Source organism: Halomonas sp., assembly GCF_034520545.1.
Taxonomy (GTDB): Bacteria; Pseudomonadota; Gammaproteobacteria; order Pseudomonadales; family Halomonadaceae; genus Halomonas.
This window is the reverse complement of the sequence record NZ_JAXHNN010000002.1, coordinates 97,476-118,846: the sequence shown is the minus strand read 5'-3', so window position 1 is coordinate 118,846 and position 21,371 is coordinate 97,476. Positions and strand designations below refer to the sequence as shown.

The following is a 21,371-nucleotide window of genomic DNA, read 5'->3' as shown; positions in this document are numbered from 1 at the left end:
AGAATGCGCGGTCACCCGAGGGGGCCGCGTATTCTGTTTGGGATGCCGGATGGCATCATCAATGGGAATCCCAGGACAAACGTTACAGAGCAGGGCACGCTTATGACTGAGGATAACAAGAGGGCCTCGGGATCGGAGGTCGATCTAGAGGATATGGTCGCCTCGACCGACTCGGGGGCCCGCAAGCCGGCCGGCATGCCCGGTAAGCTATTGGTAAGTATCGCGGCAGCGTGGTCGCTCTTCCAGCTTTGGATCGCTTCCCCGGTGCCCTTCATCTTGGGTTTCGGGGTGTTCAGCGCCACCGAATCCCGTTCCATCCACCTGGCCTTTGCACTCTTCCTGGCCTATATGGCCTATCCGGCCCTCAAGCGCTCGCCTAGAGACCGCATCCCCATTCAGGACTGGGTCCTGGCGGCGGCAGCGGCCTTCTGCGGCGCCTACATGTTCATGTTCTACGAGCAGCTATCCCAGCGCCCCGGCGCGCCGATACTGCAGGACGTGATCATCGGGGTGGCGGGTATCCTGCTGCTCCTCGAGGCTACCCGTCGAGCCCTTGGCCCGCCGCTGATGATCGTGGCGTCGGTATTTCTTCTCTATAGCCTGGCCGGCCCCTGGATGCCCGGTATCCTCTCGCATGGCGGGGTCAGCCTCTACGGGCTGATCAACCACCAGTGGTTGACGACCCAGGGGGTCTTCGGCATTGCGCTGGGGGTCTCGACGAGCTTCGTCTTCCTGTTCGTGCTGTTCGGCGCCCTGCTCGACAAGGCCGGCGCCGGTAACTACTTCATCAAGGTCGCCTTCTCGCTGCTGGGCCACTATAAGGGCGGGCCGGCCAAGGCCGCCGTGGTGGCCTCGGGCATGACCGGCCTTATCTCCGGCTCCTCCATCGCCAACGTGGTGACCACCGGCACCTTCACCGTGCCGATGATGAAACGGGTCGGCTTCTCCGCCGAGAAGGCCGGCGCGGTCGAGGTGTCGTCCTCGGTCAACGGCCAGATCATGCCGCCGGTCATGGGCGCTGCGGCCTTCCTGATGGTCGAGTATGTGGGCATCTCCTACGTGGAGGTGATCAAGCACGCCTTCCTTCCGGCGCTGATTTCCTACATCGCCCTGGTCTATATCGTCCACCTGGAGGCCCTCAAGGCTAATCTACAAGGGCTGGAGAGTAGCAACCCGCCCAAGCCCCTGGTGCGCAAGGTTATCGGTTTCCTCGGCGGTCTGCTGCTGATGATGATTACCGCCCTGGCGGTCTACTACGGTCTGGGTTGGCTCAAGCCGGTGCTGGGCGATGCCACGCCCTGGGTCATCGCGGTCGCGCTGACGGTGGTTTATGTCGCACTGCTCAAGCTGGCAGCGGGTTTTCCCGAGTTGGAGCTCGACGATCCGGATACTCCCATCTATAAGCTGCCGCAGACCAAACCCACGGTTCTGGTCGGGCTGCAGTACATCCTGCCGGTGATCGTCCTGATCTGGTGCCTGATGGTGGAGCGCCTTTCGCCGGGACTGTCGGCCTTTTGGGCCACGGTGTTCATGGTCTTCATTATCCTCACTCAGCGTCCCATCACCTCGATCTTCCGCAACCGCAGCGATATGGCCACGGATCTTCGCGAAGGCGTCATGGATCTGTGGAACGGCCTGGTCACCGGTGCCCGCAACATGATCGGTATCGGCATCGCCACGGCCACCGCCGGCATCATCGTCGGAGCCGTGTCGCAGACCGGTGTGGGGCTAGTATTGGCTGAGGTGGTGGAAACCCTCGCCATGGGCAACCTGATGCTGATCCTGCTGCTCACCGCGGTGCTCAGCCTGATCCTCGGCATGGGGCTGCCGACCACGGCCAACTACATCGTGGTCTCGGCGCTGCTGGCGCCGGTCATCGTCAACCTGGGGGCAGAGAACGGCCTGCTGGTGCCGTTGATCGCGGTTCACCTCTTCGTCTTCTACTTCGGCATCATGGCGGATGTGACGCCGCCGGTGGGGCTGGCCTCCTTCGCTGCTGCGGCAGTCTCGGGTGGTGACCCGATTCGCACCGGTTTCCAGGCCTTCTATTACAGCCTGCGCACGGCGGCACTGCCGTTCCTGTTCATCTTCAACACCGACCTGCTGCTGATCGGTGTCTCCTTCCTGCAGGGCATCGTGATCTTCGTGGTATCGACCATCGCCATGTTGATCTTCGCCGCGGCGACCCAAGGCTTCATGATCGCCCGCAACCGCTGGTATGAATCCATCGTGCTGCTGCTGATCGCCTTCACGCTGTTCCGGCCCGGGTTCTGGATGGACATGATCCATGACCCCTACGAATCTGTGCCACCCGCGCAATTCGTCGAGGTTTTGGGCGGTGCCGATGAAGACGCCACCCTGCGCCTGCAGATTGCGGGTATCGATGCCTACGGCGACCCCATGACCACCTACATGACCCTGCCGGTGCCTGACGGTGAGACCGGCGAGGAGCGACTGGAGAACCTGGGCCTGGAGCTGATCGTCGAGGATGAGCGAGCCATGGTCGACATGGTGGCCTATGGTAGCCAGGCTGCGAATCTGGGCTTCGACTTCGAGCAGGAGATCATCGAGGTGTTGGCGCCGGTGGACCGCTGGACCAAGGAGCTGATGTGGATTCCGGCCTTCCTGGTGTTCGGCTTGATCGTAGTCATGCAGCGCCGGCGGCGTGACCGCAGTGCCGCCACGGCATCAGCCTGAAGGAGAGCGTCATGTACCAGAAGATTATGTTGCCGGTGGACCTCAACGAGGAGGCATCCTGGGAAAAGGCACTGCCCACGGCACTGGCGTTATGCCGGAGCTTTGGCGCCTCACTGCATGTGGTGACGGTGCTGCCGGACTACCGCATGCCGCTGGTCGGTTCCTACTTCCCCAAGGACTTCGCCAAGAAGGCCCATGAGGCGATCTCGGAAGCTCAGCACGAGTTCATTCGCGATCACGTGCCCGAGGACATCACGGCCCAGAGCGTCATCGTCGATGGCTCCCCTTGGGAGGCCATCATCAAGGCGGCGAAGAAGCTCGAGGTGGATCTGATCGTCATGGCGTCCCACAACAAGCGCAAGTTCACCGACTACGTGCTCGGCCCCAACGCCGAGCACGTAGTGCACCACACCAAGATGTCGGTGATGATCGTGCGCTGAGTGGTAGCAACGTCTTCGGTAGTATCCTGAATAAACAGGACCCCGCGACCGCCTCCCTTCGATGGAGGCGGTCGCGCTTGGGCTTGCGGTTCAACTTCGTGCTGTTATTGATGCTGGGCAAGGCGTTGGGGTGAAGCCCGCGCCGCCAGAATATTCTGCATCGTATCTTGTGAGGCAAGACACTCTGCGATAGGAGTTGCCGTCGGCTACATTAATCAGGTATCAAGAGCAGTGGAGCGCATGACGGCCGTGTGCCGAGATGTAGTCTTGAAGTGGCCCGGCAGCACCGGGATTCAACAAGCGGTAAACAGGGGTGTGACCATGAATGCAGCAACAACAAGAGAGCATGGCAAGGGTGCTGCGCCCAATGTCAAAATCAGCATCCGTACGGTGGGTATGGACAAGCCGCGAGCGTGGCTGGCAGCCGGGTTCGAGGATTTTCGCCAGGCCATGGCTGTCAGTCTGGCCTACGGCATGTTCTGGGTGGGGCTGAGTATCGCCGTCACCGCCGGCGCATTCACGCTGGGCCTCTGGCATTGGTTGTTGCCGCTGGTCGCCGGCTTCATGTTCCTCGGCCCTCTGGTGGCGGTGGGCTCTTATGGCATCAGCCGTGCTCTCGAGGCGGGCCGCGTCCCCAATCTGGGTGATGCCTTCGGCGGCTGGAAGGGGCATGCGGGGCAGCTGGCGATGATGGGCGTGATGATGATGATCTTCTTCCTCGCCTGGATCCGCCTGGCCACCCTGCTGTTTGCGCTTTTCTTCGGCCTCGAGGCCCCCAGCCCCGAGACGCTCTATGCCTCGCTGCTGACCACCGTCGATGGCCTGATGATGCTGGCGGTGGGTACCGCAATCGGTGCCGTCCTGGCCTTTGGCGCCTTCACCATCAGCGTGGTGGCCATTCCGACCTTGATGGATCAGGATCTGACCTTCATGGAGGGCATCGAGGCCAGCATCCGCTCGGTCGCAAATAACTTTCGCCCGATGCTGCTGTGGGCGGTAATCCTCACCGGCTGCGTGCTGGTCGGTGTGATGACCTTCTACATCGGTCTGGCGCTGATCCTGCCGGTCCTGGGCCATGCCAGCTGGCACGCCTACGAGGACCTGGTCCGCATCGAACCGATGGAACCGGCGGAAGACGTCCAGAGCTGAGGTAAGCTCCCGGGCCGGTATTGGCGACATCAGGGGGCGCTCGGCGGTCCCTGATGTTTTTGTAGAGCGCTCTCCTGACCTGCGACGCCGAATCGCGTACGCTTGGGACACCTTTCCCGCTAGCAGGAAACCCGCCGATGCTGACTGGTACCGCCCTTCGTCTGCTCATCGTGCTGCTCTCGACGCTTCCCCCGCTCTCCATTGCCTTGGCCTCGCCGCTGCCCGCGCCCACGGAGCGGGTGCTCCTGACCCTGAGCGGCGACATCGCTCATACTAACGTAGGCGACGAGGCGCAATTCGATCGGGGAATGCTCGAGGCCCTGTCTGCACACACTATCGAGACCCATACGCCCTGGCATCGCGACAAGGGTCGCTACGAGGGTCCACTGATGCGCGCCCTGCTCGAGACGGTCGGAGCCGATGATAGCGAGCAGGTGCGCATTATCTCGCTCAATCACTACGAGGCGGTGGTGCCGGCATCGGATTTCCGCCGCCACGACGTGATCCTGGCCATGACCCGCGACGGTGAGCCGCTGAGTATCCGTGAGTACGGCCCGTTGTTCGTGCTCTACCCCTTCGACGACCATCCCGAACTGCTCACCGAGGCTGTCCGCTTCCGTTCGGTTTGGCACGTCGAGCGGATCATAGTGCCCTGAGCCCGCTTGGCGCGGAGGCCTGAATTGCTGCGCTATCCCCTGCGTCTCAAGCTGGGTGCCATTGCCGCTTTGGTGTTCTTCGCCGCCGCCCTGGTGGTGGTAGGCCTGGTGGCCTGGCGCCAGGATAGCCTGGCCGAGAGTGTCGGGGGGGATGCGGTCTGGCATGCCTACAAGCTCGACAGAGACACCGTGCAGCTGCGCAGTTTCCTCACCCGACCCAATCCATCCCGCGAGCCCCTGAAGACGCTGCGCCTTCGCTTCGAGCTGCTCTATAGCCGTCTTAACCTGCTGCAGGATGGCGACATCACCCAGCTGCTCGCCAATATCCGCGTGGCCGAGGAGCTGGTCCCGGAGATCGAACGGCACCTGCAGGTCCTGGATGAGCAGATAAGCGGCCTAGAGCGCCTCGATGATGACGCTCGAGCCGACCTGTCCCAGCGACTGGATTCCCTGGGCAGGGTGACCGAAAGGCTGATCATTGCCATCAATGGCCACCTGGCCGAGACCACCACACGGGAACGGGAGCAGCTGCAGACCCTCTACGGCGTGCTGCTGCTGCTGATCCTGGCCATGAGCCTGGCGGCCTCGCTGGTGGTCGCCTTCCTGTTTCGCGAGGCCCGCGATAATGCCGCTGCGCGGCGGGACCTGGAGACGCTGAGCCGCGAGCTGGAGGTCACAGCCCGACAGGCCGAGTCCGCCAGCCTTGCCAAGTCGGAATTTCTGGCCACGGTCAGCCACGAGATCCGTACCCCGCTCAACGGCGTCATCGGGATGAGTGACCTGTTGCAGAGCCAACCGCTTCCCGATCGGGCGCGCCACTATGCCGACACCATCCATGACAGTGCCCGGCTGCTGCTCGAGCTGATCAACGACATCCTGGATTTCTCCAAGATCGAGGCCCAGCGCCTGGAGCTTGAGGCACGCCCCTTCGCCCTCGGCGAACTGGTCGAGGGCGCAATCTCGCTGTTCGCCCCCCGGGCCGAGGTCCGCGGCCTTCGCCTGACCTACGAGCTGGACCCCCGCCTGTCGCCGTATCTCGTGGGAGATGCCGGCCGGCTGCGCCAGGTGCTGCTCAACCTGCTCTCCAATGCCATCAAGTTCACCGAGCAGGGCGAGGTTCGCCTTCGGGTGCGTGATGTAGGAGACGACCAAGTACTGTTCGAGGTCATCGATACGGGGGGCGGGATCGTCCCCGGCCGTCAGACCCAGCTATTTGAGCCCTTCCAGCAGGGCGACCCCTCCACCGCCCGACGCTTCGGCGGTACCGGCCTGGGGCTGGCCATCAGCAAGCGACTGGTGGAGGCACAGGGGGGACGTATCGGGCTGGAGAGCGAGGTGGGCCAGGGTAGCCGTTTCTGGTTCGTGTTGCCGCTGCCCGCGGCCGACCCCGATGAAAACGCGGATGAGGCAGTGGTGGCCGCTCCCGAGCGGCGTGTGGCCGATGCTCAACTGCTGGTGGTCGAGGACAACCCGGTCAATCAGCAGGTTGCCCGTGCCATGCTCGAGCGCCTGGGCTGCCGGGTCAGCGTGGCGGAGTCGGCGGACGCGGCGCTCTACGAGGTGACCCGGAAACGCTTCGACCTGATATTCATGGATGTGCAATTGCCCGGCACGGATGGGCTGGAGGCGACCCGCCGATTACGTGCTCGCGGGGGCTGGTCGGCAAGGGTGCCGGTGGTGGCCATGACCGCCGGTGGGCCGGGCGGCGACCGGGCCCGCTGCCTGGCGGCCGGCATGAATGGCTACCTCACAAAGCCGCTGTTCCAGGATGCACTTGTGTCGGCGCTGCAGCGTCACCTGCTCCATGTGGAAACCACACCTGCCATCACGGCGGGGAGGGCTCCTGCAAACCAGCCGCTGGAGCCCGCCACCCTCTCGGCACTGGGAGAGAGCCTGGGCGACCAGGGACTGGCCGCCCTGATCACTCTGTTCAGGCAACAGGCGCTGGAGCATCTGGCCGGCCTGGAGCAGGCTGTGGCGGAGGGGGTCTCTTCCCGGATCGAGTATCTCGCCCACCAGCTCAAGGGGGAGTCGTCGAGCCTGGGGGCGGTGAAGGTGGCCGGGCTTGCCACGCGGCTGGAGCGCCTGGGCAGAGAGGAGCGCCTGGACGAGGCCGCCGTTGCCCTGAGCGACCTTCATCGCTGCCTGGACCTGACACTGACAGCGCTCGAGGCCTGGAGGCCTCGCGAATGAGCCTTCAGGCGTGTGGGGTGGTGCGTCCGGGAAGGCGCCAGCGCAGGTGGCGCTGGACCACCTGCAGGCCTGGCCGGTATTCGCCACGTGCGGCGGCGAGGGCACACGCCAGGGTCAGCGTGGCGATGCGGTCATGGTCCTGGACCGCGGAGTTGACCGGCAGAGGCAGGAAGTCCAGCAGGCGGCTGTCACCGAAGGTGGCTAGGCGCAACGCCGGGGGCAGGCCGCCTTCCTCCAGCAGCACGTCGAGGACGCCGTCGAACAGGGTGTAGGAGGCGGTGACCAGGGCGTCGGGCATGCCATGGCCATCCAGCAGCTCGCGCATCAGCCGCGCCCCCTCGACGCGGTCGTAGCGCCGGGCGCCGCAGGTGATCACCTCCGGCGGCGGATGGTCGGATAGTGCCTGCTGGAAACCGGCGCGACGCTCCCGGCTGATCGATAGGGCCGGGACCGCATCCAGCCAGGCGATGCGCGTCACCCCGTCATCGAGCACCGAGCGGGTCAGCCGTTCGGCGGCCTCGCGGTCGTTGCTGACCACGCTGGCAAAGTGGCGCGGATCGAGGCCACGGTCGACGGCCACCACCGGCAGGCCGGTCGCCATCAGTTCGCCATAGAAGGTGTCCTCCATGGGCAGGCAGCTGGCGGTAATCAGCACCTCGCAGCGCTGGGCACGCAGAGCCTGGGCCAGCTCGCGTTCGCTCTCGGGGTCGTCGTCGGAGCCGACGATCAGCAGCCGGTAGCCCGCCTCACGGGCACCGCGTTCGAGCCGCTTGGCCAGGCGCGCATAGCTGACGTTCTCCAGGTCGGGGATTATCAGCCCCAGAAGGCGGCTCGCCCCTCGTCGCAGCGCGGCGGCCTGGGCGTCGACCCGGTAGTCATGCTGGTGGACCACGGCCATCACCCGCTCGATGGTCTCCTGGCTGATGCGCCGCTCCCGGGCCTGGCCGTTGACGACATAGCTGGCCGTGGTACGAGAGACTCCGGCAAGGCGAGCGATTTCGGCGAGTGTCATGAGTGTCCTCGGTAAGGGTTGCGGGAATTCTACGCCATGGGTCGAGACCTTCACCCCCTGCCAAAGTCGTAGTGTTTCGGCCTTGTCAACCAGTATGAATCGATTCAGCATGAATGGCATCACAGGTGACACGATTCAGCCAGCGAATGCAGCGATCTTTCGAGACGGCTGAGCGAGAGGCGACCACCGCCCGTCACCCGAGCGAACAGGAGAGACCCATGTTGACCCTACGCCAGGACGATATTCTGCTCGACTGCCGGGCCGATGATTGGCGCATGGCGCTGGATCAGGCCTCCGAGTCCCTGCACGATGCGGGCCTGGTCGAGCGCGGTTACCGCGACGGCCTGCTCGACCGCGAGGCCCAGTCCTCGACTTTCCTGGGCAATGCCATCGCCATTCCTCACGGCACCCCTGATAGCCGCCAGCATGTCCGCCGTACCGGAGTGCGCGTGCTGCAGTTCCCGGCCGGAATCGAGTGGCACGACGGTAACCGCGTGCATGTGCTGGTGACCATCGCCGCTCAGAGCGATGAGCACCTGGACATCCTGCGTCAGCTGACCCATGTGCTGGATCGTGAGGGGGTTGCCGAGCGCCTGGCCGCCGCGGATTCGCGCAGCGAGATCGCCGGTCTGCTGTCGAAGACGGTGATCGAGGCGCGCCTGGACGCCGAGACCCTCTGCCTGGGCTTTCCCGCCCGCGATATCCGCGAGCTGGCGCTGGCCGGCGCCGCTCGCCTGCGTCAGCTCGGCTGTGTGGGCAACGACTTCGTGGCCAGCGTTGCCGAGCGCGCGCCCCTCGGGCTTGGTCAGGGGCTCTGGCTGGTCAGCAGCGAGCGTGGCGTCGAGGTGCCGGCGCTGTCGCTTGCTACGCCTGAATCGGCATTGGAAGAGGCGGGCGAGCGGGTCACCGGGGTCTTCTGCCTGGCTGCCCAGGGCGATGCCCATCGCGGCCTGCTGGAACGTATCCTCGCCCTGCTGGACGCCGACAGCGCACAAGAGCTGCATGGCCTCGATGCCGAGACGCTGCTGGCGCGGCTTGCCGGTGAAACCGCGGCGGCCCGCACCCGCCAGGCTCGCGTGCTCAATGCCCATGGCCTGCACGCCCGCCCGGCCAAGCAGCTGGTGCAGGTGGCGCGCGCCCAGGGGCTGCCGGTCCGTGTGCGCCTGGCCGATGGCGGCTTCGATGCGGTCTCGGCCAGCAGCCTGACCAAAGTGATCAACCTGGGGGCGCGCCGCGGGCAGCAGCTCATGTTCTCCGCCGAGGGGGAGGGTGCAGAGGCGGCCCTGGAGGCGGCCCTGGAGGCGGTCTGCAATGCCGTGACCGAAGGGCTCGGCGAGCAGGTACTGCCTTTCGACGAGAGTCGCGAGCAGACGGCCAAGGTCGTTGACGAACCTGCGCCGGACCCCTTGCCCGCCGATGAGCCGCATCCAGCCGTGTCTGCCTCGCCGGGGCTGGCCATCGCGCCGGTCTTCGTGCTGCGCACGCCGCACTTCGACTATCCCCGGAACGCCGAGGACCCCGCTGTCGAGGCCCGTCGGCTCGACCAGGCGATTCACGAAGGCGCCGAGCAACTCGAGGCCCTGGTACAGCAGGCCCGCGGTGGTGAAATCGCCCAGATCCTCTCCATGCACGAGGAGATGTTGAGCGATCCCGAGCTGCGCGAGGCCGCCCGCGAGCAGCTCCAGGAGGGCAGCTCCGCCGAAGCTGCTTGGTGGGAAGCCATCGAGACCGCCGCCCACGCCCAGGAGATGCTCGCTGACCGGCTGCTCGCCGAGCGTGCCGCCGACCTGCGTGACGTCGGCCGGCGGGTGCTGGGCATCCTCTGCCGGGTCGAGCTCCCCGAACCCCCGGATCATCCCTATATCCTGGTCACCGATGATGTCGGGCCCTCCGACGTGGCACGCCTGGATACCTCCCGGGTACGCGGCCTGCTCACCGCCCGCGGCGGGGCTACCTCGCACAGCGCCATCCTCGCTCGTGCGCTGGGCATTCCCGCCGTGGTGGGGGGTGGCAGGCGCGTGCTGACCCTGGACGACGGCGTCGAGCTGATCCTCGACGGCGAGCGCGGCCGGGTGATTCCCGCACCCTCTGCCGAACGTCGTGAAGCCGCCGAGCGCCGCCTTGCCGAGCACCAGCGCCGCGAGGCCAAGGCCTGGGAGGCGCGCTTCCAGGAGGCGCGTACCCGCGACGGCCACCGGGTCGAGGTGGCCGCCAACCTGGGCAATACCGCCCATGCCCTGGATGCCGTGGAACGCGGCGCCGAAGGGGTCGGCCTGCTACGCACCGAGTTCCTGTTCATGGCTCATGCCCAGGAGCCTGACCTCGATACCCAGATCGCCGAGTATCGCGAGGCCCTGGATGCACTGGATAGCCGCCCCCTGGTGGCGCGCACCCTGGACGTCGGCGGCGACAAGCCGCTGCCCTATTGGCCGGTGCCCAAGGAAGACAACCCCTTCCTAGGTCTGCGCGGCATTCGCCTGGCGCTCACCAAGCCCGAGGTGCTCGAGACCCAGTTCCGCGCCATGCTGATGGCGGCGGCGCCCGCGGCTGGTGTGGAACAATCATCCTCGGGAAAAGGCCGGCCGCTGCGCATCATGCTGCCGATGGTCAAGGACGTCGGCGAGTTCCGCGCCGCCAAGGCGATCTTCGACCGCCTGCTCGAGGAGATTCCCGAGACCGAGCGGACCACTGATGTTCAGCTCGGGGTGATGATCGAGGTGCCCTCCTGCGCCCTGCTGGCGCCGACCCTGGCCGCCGAGGTGGACTTCTTCTCGGTGGGCACCAACGACCTGACCCAGTACACCCTGGCCATCGACCGTGGCCACCCGGAGCTTTCCGCCCAGGCCGATGGCCTGCACCCGGCGGTGCTCAAGCTGATCGAGATGACCGTGTCCGCCGCCCATGCCCAAGGCAAGTGGGTGGGGGTCTGCGGGGAGCTCGCCTCGGATGCCGTCGCCGTGCCGGTGCTGGTGGGCCTGGGCGTCGACGAGCTCTCGGTCAGTGCCCGCCAGGTGCCGCTGGTAAAGTCGCGCCTGGCCGAGTTCGACCTGGCCGATGCGCGCACTCTGGCCCAGTTGGCCCTCGCCCAGGCTACCAGCGAGTCGGTTCGCGACGCCCTGGAGGTGCGCTGATGGGCCGCATCCTGACCCTCACCCTCAACCCGGCACTCGACCTGTCGATTGGCCTCGAGCGGCTCGAGCCCGGTGCGGTCAATCGCACCTTGAACACCCATCTAGCCGCCGCGGGCAAGGGCGTCAACGTGGCGCGGGTGCTGGTGGCACTGGGCCACGATGTCACGGTGTCGGGCTTTCTCGGCGCCGACAACGACGGCCCCTTCCTGCGCGCCTTCCAGGCCATGGGCGTGGAGGATGCCTTCCTGCGCGTGCCCGGCGAGACGCGCATCAACGCCAAGCTTGCCGAGGCCGACGGCCGGGTCACCGACATCAACGGCCCCGGCGCCACCATCAATGAAGCCGCCTGGCAGCGCCTGCTCGAGGGTCTCGATACTCGCCTGGCCGACGCCCACCGCTGCCCCGACGCCATAGTCATCGCCGGCAGTCTTCCCCCCGGCGTGACGCCGGAGGACCTCGCCAACCTGGTAACCCGTCTGCGCGGTGCCGACCTGCCGGTGTGGGTCGATACCAGCGGCAAGGCGCTCACCGCTGCCATCACCGCCCGACCCACTGCGGTCAAGCCCAACGATCAGGAACTCGCCGCTTGGGCCGGCATGCCACTGACGAGCGCCGACGCCCGGCTCAGAGCGGCGCTCAGGCTCTACGCCCACGGCGTCGAGGAGGCGTTGATCTCCGCCGGCCCCGACGGCGTGCTCTGGGTCAGCCGGCGCGGCGCCTGGCAGGCCCTGCCGCCGCGCCTAGAGGTCGCCAGCACCGTGGGTGCTGGCGACACCCTGGTTGCCGCCATGCTGCACGGCGTGCTCTCGGGGCATCCCCCCGAGCAGGTGCTGCGCCTGGCCACGGCGCTGTCCGCCGAATCCATCCGTCATGTGGGCGTGGGCGATGCCCGTGCCCCGGATTTCCCGCAACTCCAACAACAGACCCGCGTCCGCCGTCTCAACGACGTCGACGCAGGGGGAGCTCTCGCATGAACGCCATCATCATCACCGCCTGCCCCAGCGGTATGGCCACCACCTTCCTCGCCGCCCGTCGCCTCGAGCAGGCCGCCGGACGCCTCGGCTGGAACATCCAGGTCGAGATGCATAGCGAGCTCAAACCGCTGACGCCGGTCAGTGCCGAGACCATCGCCGACGCTGACTTGATAGTGGTCGCTGCCGATCATGTCCCGGCGCCGGCGCGATTTGCCGGCAAGCAACTTTTCCAAGCGCCCATCGGTGAGGCCCTGCCCGACCCCCAGGCCTTCCTCGAGCGCGCCAGCCGCGAGGCCAGCGAGTACACGCTGCCCACCGAGAGCGAGACACCGCTCACCCAACAAGACAACAAAGGCAGAAAGATCGTGGCGGTCACTGCCTGCCCGACCGGCGTGGCGCATACCTTTATGGCCGCCGAAGCGCTGGCCGAGGCGGGAAAGTCGATGGGCCACGCCATTCGCGTGGAGACCCAGGGCTCGGTAGGCGCCCAGGATCAGCTCAGCGACGAAGAGATCGAGGCGGCCGACCTGGTGATTCTGGCCTGTGACATCGAAGTCGATGCGGCCCGCTTCGCCGGCAAACGTGTCTACCGCACCTCCACCGGTAACGCCCTGAAGAAACCGAAACCGACCATCGAGACGGCACTCAAAGAGGCCGAGGTAGAGCAGACAGGTGGCGCTGAGGCTAAGAACAGCGGCCAGAGGAAAGGCAGCAAGGAGAAGGGGCCTTACCAGCATCTGCTCACCGGGGTCTCCTTCATGCTGCCCATGGTGGTGGCCGGTGGCCTTTTGATCGCGCTCTCCTTCGTGTTCGGCATCGAGGCCTTCCAGGAGGAGGGCACGCTTCCCGCCGCCCTGATGCAGATCGGTGGTGGCACGGCCTTTGCGCTGATGATCCCGGTGCTGGCTGGCTACATCGCCTACTCCATCGCCGACCGGCCGGGCATCGCCCCGGGCATGATCGGCGGTATGCTGGCTTCCGAGATCGGTGCCGGCTTCATCGGTGGCATCCTGGCCGGCTTCTTGGCGGGCTATGTGGCGCTTGCGGTGACGCGCTACGTGAAGCTGCCGTCGAGCGTCGAGTCGCTCAAGCCGATCCTGATCATCCCCCTGGTCGCCAGCCTGGTCACCGGCCTGACCATGGTTTACATCGTCGGCGAGCCGGTAGCGGCCATCCTCTCCGCCCTGACCACTTTCCTCGAGAACATGGGTTCCGCCAACGCCGTGCTGCTCGGCATCCTGCTGGGCGCCATGATGTGCTTCGATCTCGGTGGGCCGGTCAACAAGGCCGCCTACACCTTCGGCGTGGGGCTGCTGGCCTCCGAGACCTACGGCCCCATGGCGGCGATTATGGCAGCCGGCATGGTGCCGGCCATCGGCATGGGCATTGCCAGCTTCGTCGCCAAATCGAAGTTCTCCGAACCGGAGCGCGAAGCGGGCAAGGCCTCCTTCGTGCTGGGCTTCTGCTTCATCAGCGAGGGCGCCATTCCCTTCGCCGCCAAGGACCCACTGCGGGTCATCCCAGTGTGCATGGTCGGTGGTGCGATCACCGGTGCGCTCTCCATGCTGGTGGGTGCCAAGCTGATGGCGCCCCACGGCGGCATCTTCGTGCTGCTGATCCCCAATGCCATCACCCCGGTGCTGCTCTATCTCGTCGCCATCATCATCGGCTCGCTGGTGACTGGCCTCGGGTATGCGGCGATCAAGCGCGGTAGCGAGGCTGTGGCCGTCGAGGCCAACGCCTGATCAAGAGACTCGCTCGAGACCATCGACAACAAGAGGATTTTCGCATGTTCCAGCTTACCCGCAGCGTCACCTGGCAGGCCCTCAAGGGCCTGCAACAGACGACCGCCAGTGATCGCATCCGCGATTACTTCGCCAGGGACCCAAAACGCTTCGAGAAGATGAGCCTGCGCGTTGGTGGTCTTTTCCTCGACTATTCCAAACAGCCGGTCTCAGACGAGGTCCTCGACACCCTGATCGAGCTCGCCGAGCACTCGGCGCTGGTCCAGCGCCGTGCGCAGATGTTCTCCGGTGATATCATCAACGTCACCGAGGACCGTCCCGTGCTGCACACCGCCCTGCGCAATCTCGGCGAAGGGCCGCTGAAGGTCGACGGCCAGGACGTGATGCCGGAGATCCATCGCACCCGCGAGCAGATCCGCGCCTTCTCCGAGGCGGTGCGTAACGGTGAGTGGACGGGCTTCGATGGCCAGCGCATCAAGGACGTGGTCAACATCGGCATCGGCGGCTCGGACCTGGGCCCCAACATGGCCTGCCGGGCGCTGCTCAAGCACCGCCATCCCGAGCTCAGTTTTCACTTCGTCTCCAACGTCGACGGCGCGCATATCCAGAAGGTGCTCAGCCGCCTCGACCCGGCCACCACCCTGTTCATCGTCTCCACCAAGACCTTCTCCACCCAGGAGACGCTGCTCAACGCTCATACCGCACGCCGCTGGTTCCTGGAGAACGCCGGCCCGGACGCCGATGTGGGGGCGCACTTCATCGCCGCCTCGACCAACAAGGCGGCGGCCACGGAGTTCGGCATCCGCGAGGAGAATGTCTTCGAATTCTGGGCCTGGGTCGGCGGGCGCTACTCGATGTGGTCCTCCATCGGCCTGCCCATCGCCCTGTCGATCGGCTTCGAGGGTTTCATGGAGCTGCTCGAGGGCGCCTACGAGATGGACCAGCACTTCCTGTCGGCACCCTTCGCCGAGAACATGCCCGTTTTGATGGCGCTGATCGGCATCTGGCACATCAACTTCCAGGGCGCCGAGACTCAGGCCATCGTGCCCTACGACCAGGCGCTGCATCAGCTGCCGGCCTTCCTCCAGCAGCTCGACATGGAGTCCAACGGCAAGTCGGTGGATATCTTCGGCCACCCGGTGGACTACAAGACCGGCCCCATCGTCTGGGGCCAGACCGGCTCCAACGGCCAGCACGCCTTCTTCCAGTTGCTCCACCAGGGCACCCGCTACGTGCCCATCGACTTCATCGCCTCGCTGAAGCCCGAGCCCGGCGTCGAGGATCACCACTTCGCGCTGCTCACCAACATGCTGGCCCAGGCCAACGCCTTCATGGAGGGCAGTCAGACCGGCTCTCGCCTCGACCCCTACAGCTGCCCGGGCAATCGCCCCTCCAGCGTGCTGCTGCTCGACGAACTGACACCCAAGAACCTCGGCGCGTTGATCGCGCTCTATGAGCACAAGGTGTTCGTCCAGGGAGTGATCTGGAACATCAATTCCTTCGACCAGTGGGGCGTACAGCTGGGCAAGCGCATCGCCGGCGAGATCAGCGAACGCATCGACGCCCAAAGCCAGGACTTCGATGCTTCCACCCAGGGCCTGCTGGCGCTGGTGCGCGGGCACTTTACGTCACCTCGCTCGCAAGGCGAGGATACGGGGGCCGCCAAGCCGCGCGGCGGCAAGAAGAAGAGCCGACAGGAGTGATGTGATGCCTTACCAGGCCGATGCCTCGCGCTACGAGGCCATGCACTATCGCCGCTGTGGACGCAGTGGTCTCCTGCTCCCCGCGCTTTCGCTGGGGCTCTGGCACAACTTCGGCGATGTCGACCCTTCGGTCGTCGCTTCGCCGACGGACCGCGCGAACAGCGGGGCAAGTACGAGGTCATCGGCACTCGCGGTACCCTCCGGGTGCCCCAGGTCTTTCGTCCGGACAAGCAGGATGGAGTGGGCGAACTGGTGATCACCGACGACCAGGGCCGCCAGCGCCGCGAAGTCGTCCATGGCGACCAGTATCCCGCCCAGATGGCGGCCTTCAGCGCCTGGGCCCGGGGAGAGGGGCCGGCCCCGGACGCCCCTACGGAGCTCATCGACCAGGCTCGCCTGATCGAGGCATGCCGGCGGTCGCTGCACGACGTTGTGATCGTGTCACTCTAGCGATGGCCGTCGGCGAGACCCGGAGGGGGAGGCGCGGGAACTCGCCGACGCCCTGAACGAGGCCTTCCAGGGTGTGGCGTTGGCCGATACTGGGTCAGTTTACTTGGCCATTAACAGCCGGCTGCACCACCGCCGGTGAAATCACCCCAGGCGGCTATGAGCGTGGCAGCATCGTTGCCATCGGTTTCGACCGTCAGCATTTCGCCGTTTCCTGTGCGTTGGTCGATGACCTGTCGGGCTTCGGCCTGATCCGTGCCCAGCGGCTGGTCGACGGCCTGCTGGACGATTTTCGCGGTCGGGCCCTGGCGCCGCCGAGAACATCATTCCCTCCCCCGCCGACATCATGAACGCCGAGCCGGAATTCATCGACAAGGCCGCCGAGGGCCTGGTGCTGGCCTTCTTCATCAGGGCGAGGTCTACACACCTGCCCGTCGCGGGCGCTGAACCAGGAGAGCATCTACGACGCTTTCATGGCCAAGCTCATGGAGCGCACCCTGTCGATCAAGCGTGGCAATCCGCTGGATACCGACGTCCAGGTGGGTGCCCAGGCCTCCCGGGAGCAGTTCGACAAGATCATGTCCTACATGGACATCGCCCGGAAGGAGAGCGCCGAGTTCCTGACCGGCGGTGTCGGACAACGCCTCGGAAATATCGAACATGCTATATGGCTCAGCGTGAGTCGCGCCTTTTTTATCCACGCAGCTACACGTCTCGGCCGCTATGCGTCATCATCTTCCGCCCGGTCCAGATGGAGACAGCATGGAGATGATCGACCTCGAGGCTCCCGACCTCCACCAGGAGCGATTGCGGCGCGTGGTGTCGCTGGTCAAGAGCAGCGGTGCACGACGGGTGCTCGACCTTGGGTGCGGCTCCGGTGGGCTGCTGCAGTATTTGCTGCGTGACCCACAGTTCGAGCGGGTGGTGGGCCTGGAGCTCTCCGGCGAATTGCTGGCCCAGGCCAAGCTGCGCCTGGAGGATCTGCCGGCCGCCCGCGAGGGGCGCCTCGAGCTAGTCTGCGGCTCTTATACCGAGGCCCACCCGGCGCTGGTCGGCTTCGAGGCGGCGGCCATGGTCGAGACCATCGAGCATGTTCCGCCCGAGTCGCTCTCCCGGGTCGAGCGCGCGGTCTTTGCCGGGCTGCGCCCGCAGCTGTTGGTGATGACCACCCCCAACCATGAATACAACCCGCTTTTCGACATGCCACCGGGCGAGTTCCGGGACCCCGACCACAAGTTCGAGTGGGATCGGGCGCGTTTTCGCGACTGGGCGCTCGGTGTGGCGCGCCGCAACGGCTATCGTGTGCGCTTCTCAGGGGTCGGCGACATGGACGATCACCTCGGCCAGCCGACCCAGGTGGCGTGCTTCACACGCTGACCCGAGGCTTCACGCCAGCCCCAGTACCCTGGCTCCCTGGCGGTGTCGTGCTCGTCGGTCGAGAAGGGCGGCGACGGCCAGGGTGCCGTAGCAGGAGAAGGAGAAGGAGAAGGGGAGGCGTGGCACCTGCGTGCCGTAGACCGAAGACGACAACTACAAGAGGAGAGCCATCATGAGCATCATCGAGCCGTCCACGTCACCCGCGGTGGATCCTCGGGAGCTAGAGGCTCGGGTCAAGGGGATCTATCGCGAGGTGGCCGAGACGCCGGAGGCGGACTTCCACTTCGAGATGGGGCGCGTCCTGGCCGAACGCCTGGGCTATGACCCGGCGGGACTGGACCGGATTCCCGGCGAGGCCATCGACTCCTTCACCGGCGTCGGCCACTTCCTGGATCTGGCGTCGATTCGCCCCGGCGAGAGGGTGCTGGACCTGGGCAGCGGCGCCGGGATGGACAGCTTTCTGGCCGCCCTGGCGACGGGGCCGGAGGGGCAGGTGCTGGGACTCGACATGACCGATGCCCAGCGCCACAAGGCCCAGCGCCTGGCCGAGGAGGCGGGGATTCGCAACGTCGAGTTCCATGCCGGCTATATCGAGTCGCCCCCCTTCGCTGACGGCAGCGTCGACGTCGTGATCAGCAACGGCGTCATCAACCTGTCGGCGGACAAGCCGCGGGTCTTTGCCGAGGCGGCCCGGGTCCTGCGACCCGGCGGGCGCCTGGCGCTGGCCGATATCGTCACGGAGACGCCGCTGCCGGAAAAGATCTCCTGCAATGCCACCCTATGGGCCGCCTGCATCGGCGGGGCCAGTCAGGTGGACGATTACCGGGCGGCCATCGAAGCGGCAGGGTTCGTGGTACAGACCCTGCGCCATCATCCCGAGTACCGCTTTCTGACCGACTCGGCGCGGGGTACCAGCGAGACCCACGGCGTCAGGAGCATCTCGCTGCTGGCCATCCGGCGCTGAGGTAGCGGCCTCGGCCGGCAGGTCGCGGCGCCCCGCAGTGGGGTGCGGCGTCCTTGTCTTGGCGTCTGGACAGGTTAGCATGGCGGTATCCCCCTCATCCGTCTCGAGGAGCCGTCATGTGGCAACAGCAGGAACTGCGTCTCGCGCCGCGCTCGCGCGGCTTTCACCTGATCACCGACGAGGTGGTCGACGGCCTGCCCGCGTTGCGGGAGGTCGACATGGGGCTGCTGCACCTGCAGCTGCTGCACACCTCGGCGTCTCTGACCCTCAACGAGAATGCCGACCCCGACGTGCGTCATGATCTGCATGCCTTCCTGCACGAACGGATCCCCGGCGATCTTCCCTATTTCCGCCATACCCTCGAGGGGCCTGACGACATGCCGGGCCATGTCTGCGCCAGTCTGCTCGGCACCCAGTTGACCCTGGCGGTGCGTGACGGCCGTCTGGTCCTTGGCACCTGGCAGGGGCTATGGCTGGGAGAGCACCGCGACCATGGCGGGGCGCGACGGCTGATCGCCACCCTCAACGGCGCCTGATCCGCGCCTTGCCGCCCATGGGCGGGATCGAACGGCTGGGCGGATGTCAGGGGCAAGTGTCGCCGATAAGCAGTTCGGTGGTCATGACGCAGGACTCTGCGGGCTCCAGCCCGAGGATCATGCGTGCGGCGATGCGGCCCTTCTCGGTGCTGTCCTGGCGGATGGTGGTTAATCGAGGGGCGCGATACTGTCCCTCGGCGATGCCGTCGAAGCCGGTGATGCGCAGGTCCTCGGGGATGCGTAGGCCACGCTGCTCGGCGAGTGTCACCACGGTCAGGGCGATGCGGTCGGACATGCACAGCAGCAGGTCGGGGCGTTCGGCGTCCGGCAAATCGAGGATCTCCTCGATCACCAGCGTGCAGACTTCGAAGGTGTTCTCCTCGATGTTCCACATCGGCACCTCGGCCGGGTCCATGCCGACCTCGACGAAGGCCTTCTGGAAGCCGCTGAGGCGGGCCCGGGTGATGGTACGTTCGGCCGAAAGCAGCGCCCGGTCACTGCCGATTCGGCCGTTGCAGGGCTGCTCGGTCAGCCGCAGGTTTATCACCGCGGGGCGTCGGGTCGGCGTCTTGAGGGCATGGCGGGCGATGGCATGGCACGCCGGCTCGTTGTCGATGTGCACCGCAGCGTGATCGTCGATATTGAAGTCCACCGCCACCAGGGGACGCTCGGGAGGGAGGTCGGAGAACAGCTTCAGGCTGGGCATCAGGCCATAGATGATGAAACCGTCGGCGATGCTCGAGGCGCCGGGCACGCTGGCGGCGTTCTGGCGCCCCGACAGCAGCAGCAGGGTATGGCCACGGGTATCGAGCACCTCGGCGATGCCCGAGAGCAGTTCGCTCGCCACGGCATCGTTGAGGCTGTAGGTGAGGGTCTCGGCGAGGATCACGGCGATGATCTGGGAGCGGCCCGTGCGCAGGCTGCGAGCCCGTGCATCGGGCCCGCTGTAGCCCACGCGCTGCGCCTCGCTGAGGATATGCGCGCGCAGTTTCGGGGAGAGCTGGTCGGGCCGGTTGAAGGCGTTGGAGATAGTGGCTGTCGAGACGTCGAGCTCGCGAGCCAGGTCCTTCAATGTGATGCGGCGAGAGGGGGGCACGAGTTCGACTCCATAAGGCTGTAACGATTTAGTTAGCAGCCTAGCATGGACCGCCTGGGGGAGAGTAGCCTCCCGGGCGGTCGTTCGAGAACCTCGGCTCGCAACGCCGTCAGGCAGCGCGTCGGCTCGTGGCAAGCTCGAGTGCCCGGTCCTGGGCATCGAACAGGTGCACATGCTCGAGATCCGGGACCAGCGCGACCCGCTGGCCGAGGCTCCAGCGGCTGGGGGCCTCGCTGCGGTGGATCAGCAGGGTGTCGCCGGCCATGGGTTCGAGATAGACATAGACCTCGTTGCCCAGGTACTCGACGTTGATGATCTCGAAGCTGTTTTCGCCCTCCGCCTCGGCCAGGCACAGATGCTCGGGACGCACGCCCAGGGTCAGCTCGCTTCCAGGGCGTTGACCGCTGGCGTCCTGGGGCAGGGCCTGTTCGCCGAGCCCCGGCGTCTTGACCTTGCACCCATCGCCATCACTGCCGAGCAGCTCCGCCGGCATGAAGTTCATGGTGGGTGAGCCAATGAACCCCGCGACGAACTTGGTAGCCGGTTGCAGGTAGAGCGTCTGGGGGCTGCCGACCTGCTCGATGCGCCCGTCGCGCAGCACCACGATCTTGTCGGCGAGGGTCATGGCTTCTACCTGGTCGTGGGTGACGTAGATCATGGTGGAGCCCAGGCGATGGTGCAGGCGGGCGATCTCGTTGCGCATCTGCACGCGCAGCGAGGCGTCGAGGTTCGACAGCGGCTCGTCGAACAGGAGAACGCGTGGCTCGCGCACCATGGCGCGGCCCATGGCCACGCGCTGACGCTGGCCGCCGGAGAGCTCCTTGGGCTTGCGATGCAGCAGTTCCTCGAGCTGCAGAATGCGGGCCGTGGCCATCACTCGGTCATCGACGGTCTCTTTGGCCATCTTGGCCAGCTTTAGGCCGAAGGCCATGTTCTCGTAGACCGTCATGTGTGGGTAGAGAGCATAGGACTGGAACACCATGCCGACACCGCGCTCGCGGGGCGGCAGGTCGTTGACCACGTCGTCGCCGATCCTCAGCTCGCCGTCGGAGATCGACTCGAGTCCGGCGATCAGGCGCAGCAGGGTCGACTTGCCGCAGCCCGAGGGGCCGACGAAGACCACGAACTCGCCGTCGCCGACCTGCAGGTCGACATTCTTGATGATGTGGTCGTGCCCGAAGGTCTTGTTGAGTTTTTCCAGGGTGACGCTTGCCATCTTGTGACTCCTCGCCGGCCATGGGGCCGGCTCTT

The 21,371-nt window shown here is 66.0% G+C and carries 17 protein-coding genes and 1 pseudogene; 15 read left to right on the top strand and 3 right to left on the bottom strand.

Translation table 11 applies throughout. From position 1 onward, the window contains the following. Positions 1 to 102: 102 nt before the first annotated feature. The 5 genes from U5L98_RS00550 to U5L98_RS00530 all read left to right on the top strand — a co-directional run bounded on the left by U5L98_RS00550 (position 103) and on the right by U5L98_RS00530 (position 7,135). Complete coding sequence (locus U5L98_RS00550) at positions 103 to 2,697, top strand: TRAP transporter permease (RefSeq protein WP_322556403.1); 2,595 nt, start codon at positions 103 to 105, stop codon at positions 2,695 to 2,697. A gap of 11 nt (positions 2,698 to 2,708) precedes the next feature. Further along, positions 2,709 to 3,137 (top strand): universal stress protein, encoded by a 429-nt coding sequence (locus U5L98_RS00545; RefSeq protein WP_322556402.1) that lies wholly within the window; start codon positions 2,709 to 2,711, stop codon positions 3,135 to 3,137. A gap of 321 nt (positions 3,138 to 3,458) precedes the next feature. Then, the gene (locus U5L98_RS00540) at positions 3,459 to 4,286 is read left to right on the top strand and encodes a DUF2189 domain-containing protein (RefSeq protein WP_322556401.1); all 828 of its coding nucleotides are present in this window, start codon (positions 3,459 to 3,461) and stop codon (positions 4,284 to 4,286) included. A 137-nt stretch (positions 4,287 to 4,423) separates the two neighbouring features. Next, entirely contained in the window at positions 4,424 to 4,942 is a 519-nt protein-coding gene (locus U5L98_RS00535; protein ID WP_322556400.1) for a molybdopterin-dependent oxidoreductase, read from the top strand. A 24-nt stretch (positions 4,943 to 4,966) separates the two neighbouring features. Then, complete coding sequence (locus tag U5L98_RS00530; RefSeq protein ID WP_322556399.1) at positions 4,967 to 7,135, top strand: ATP-binding protein; 2,169 nt, start codon at positions 4,967 to 4,969, stop codon at positions 7,133 to 7,135. A gap of 4 nt (positions 7,136 to 7,139) precedes the next feature. Here U5L98_RS00530 and cra read toward each other — a convergent pair whose 3' ends face one another. Then, on the bottom strand, positions 7,140 to 8,147 hold the full coding sequence (cra, locus tag U5L98_RS00525) for a catabolite repressor/activator (RefSeq protein WP_322556398.1): 1,008 nt from the start codon (positions 8,145 to 8,147) through the stop codon (positions 7,140 to 7,142). Positions 8,148 to 8,365: 218 nt separating this feature from the next. Here cra and ptsP point away from each other — a divergent pair, with 218 nt between their 5' ends. From ptsP to U5L98_RS00475, 10 genes and pseudogenes are all read left to right on the top strand, one after another. Continuing rightward, positions 8,366 to 11,278, top strand: coding sequence for a phosphoenolpyruvate--protein phosphotransferase (gene ptsP, locus U5L98_RS00520; RefSeq protein WP_322556397.1), 2,913 nt, complete (start codon positions 8,366 to 8,368; stop codon positions 11,276 to 11,278). Next, entirely contained in the window at positions 11,278 to 12,252 is a 975-nt protein-coding gene (gene pfkB, locus U5L98_RS00515) for a 1-phosphofructokinase (RefSeq protein WP_322556396.1), read from the top strand. Before ptsP ends, pfkB begins: the two co-directional genes overlap by 1 nt. Beyond that, positions 12,249 to 13,997, top strand: coding sequence for a PTS fructose-like transporter subunit IIB (locus tag U5L98_RS00510; protein ID WP_322556395.1), 1,749 nt, complete (start codon positions 12,249 to 12,251; stop codon positions 13,995 to 13,997). Before pfkB ends, U5L98_RS00510 begins: the two co-directional genes overlap by 4 nt. Positions 13,998 to 14,041: 44 nt before the next feature. Further along, positions 14,042 to 15,700 (top strand): glucose-6-phosphate isomerase, encoded by a 1,659-nt coding sequence (gene pgi, locus U5L98_RS00505; protein ID WP_322556394.1) that lies wholly within the window; start codon positions 14,042 to 14,044, stop codon positions 15,698 to 15,700. 204 nt (positions 15,701 to 15,904) lie between these two features. Beyond that, positions 15,905 to 16,150: a hypothetical protein gene (locus tag U5L98_RS00500; protein WP_322556393.1), complete on the top strand. Its 246-nt coding sequence runs from the start codon at positions 15,905 to 15,907 to the stop codon at positions 16,148 to 16,150. A gap of 71 nt (positions 16,151 to 16,221) precedes the next feature. Continuing rightward, positions 16,222 to 16,497: an FIST N-terminal domain-containing protein gene (locus U5L98_RS00495; RefSeq protein WP_322556392.1), complete on the top strand. Its 276-nt coding sequence runs from the start codon at positions 16,222 to 16,224 to the stop codon at positions 16,495 to 16,497. Next, positions 16,458 to 16,779, top strand: a pseudogene (locus U5L98_RS00490) (aldehyde dehydrogenase family protein); the annotation flags it as partial. The gene U5L98_RS00495 and the pseudogene U5L98_RS00490, both read left to right, overlap by 40 nt. A gap of 130 nt (positions 16,780 to 16,909) precedes the next feature. Continuing rightward, positions 16,910 to 17,524 (top strand): methyltransferase domain-containing protein, encoded by a 615-nt coding sequence (locus tag U5L98_RS00485; protein WP_322556391.1) that lies wholly within the window; start codon positions 16,910 to 16,912, stop codon positions 17,522 to 17,524. 172 nt (positions 17,525 to 17,696) lie between these two features. Beyond that, positions 17,697 to 18,488, top strand: a complete 792-nt coding sequence (locus tag U5L98_RS00480) for a methyltransferase domain-containing protein (RefSeq protein ID WP_322556390.1) — start codon at positions 17,697 to 17,699, stop codon at positions 18,486 to 18,488. A 116-nt stretch (positions 18,489 to 18,604) separates the two neighbouring features. Next, a complete protein-coding gene (locus U5L98_RS00475) occupies positions 18,605 to 19,024 on the top strand; it encodes a secondary thiamine-phosphate synthase enzyme YjbQ (RefSeq protein WP_322556389.1) in 420 nt (139 codons plus the stop codon). A gap of 46 nt (positions 19,025 to 19,070) precedes the next feature. Here the strand turns inward: U5L98_RS00475 and U5L98_RS00470 are convergent, their stop codons facing one another. Together U5L98_RS00470 and U5L98_RS00465 are read right to left on the bottom strand one after the other, a co-directional pair. After that, positions 19,071 to 20,120: a LacI family DNA-binding transcriptional regulator gene (locus U5L98_RS00470; protein WP_322556388.1), complete on the bottom strand. Its 1,050-nt coding sequence runs from the start codon at positions 20,118 to 20,120 to the stop codon at positions 19,071 to 19,073. A 109-nt stretch (positions 20,121 to 20,229) separates the two neighbouring features. Further along, on the bottom strand, positions 20,230 to 21,336 hold the full coding sequence (locus U5L98_RS00465; protein ID WP_322556387.1) for a sn-glycerol-3-phosphate ABC transporter ATP-binding protein UgpC: 1,107 nt from the start codon (positions 21,334 to 21,336) through the stop codon (positions 20,230 to 20,232). Between the last annotated feature and the right edge of the window lie 35 nt (positions 21,337 to 21,371).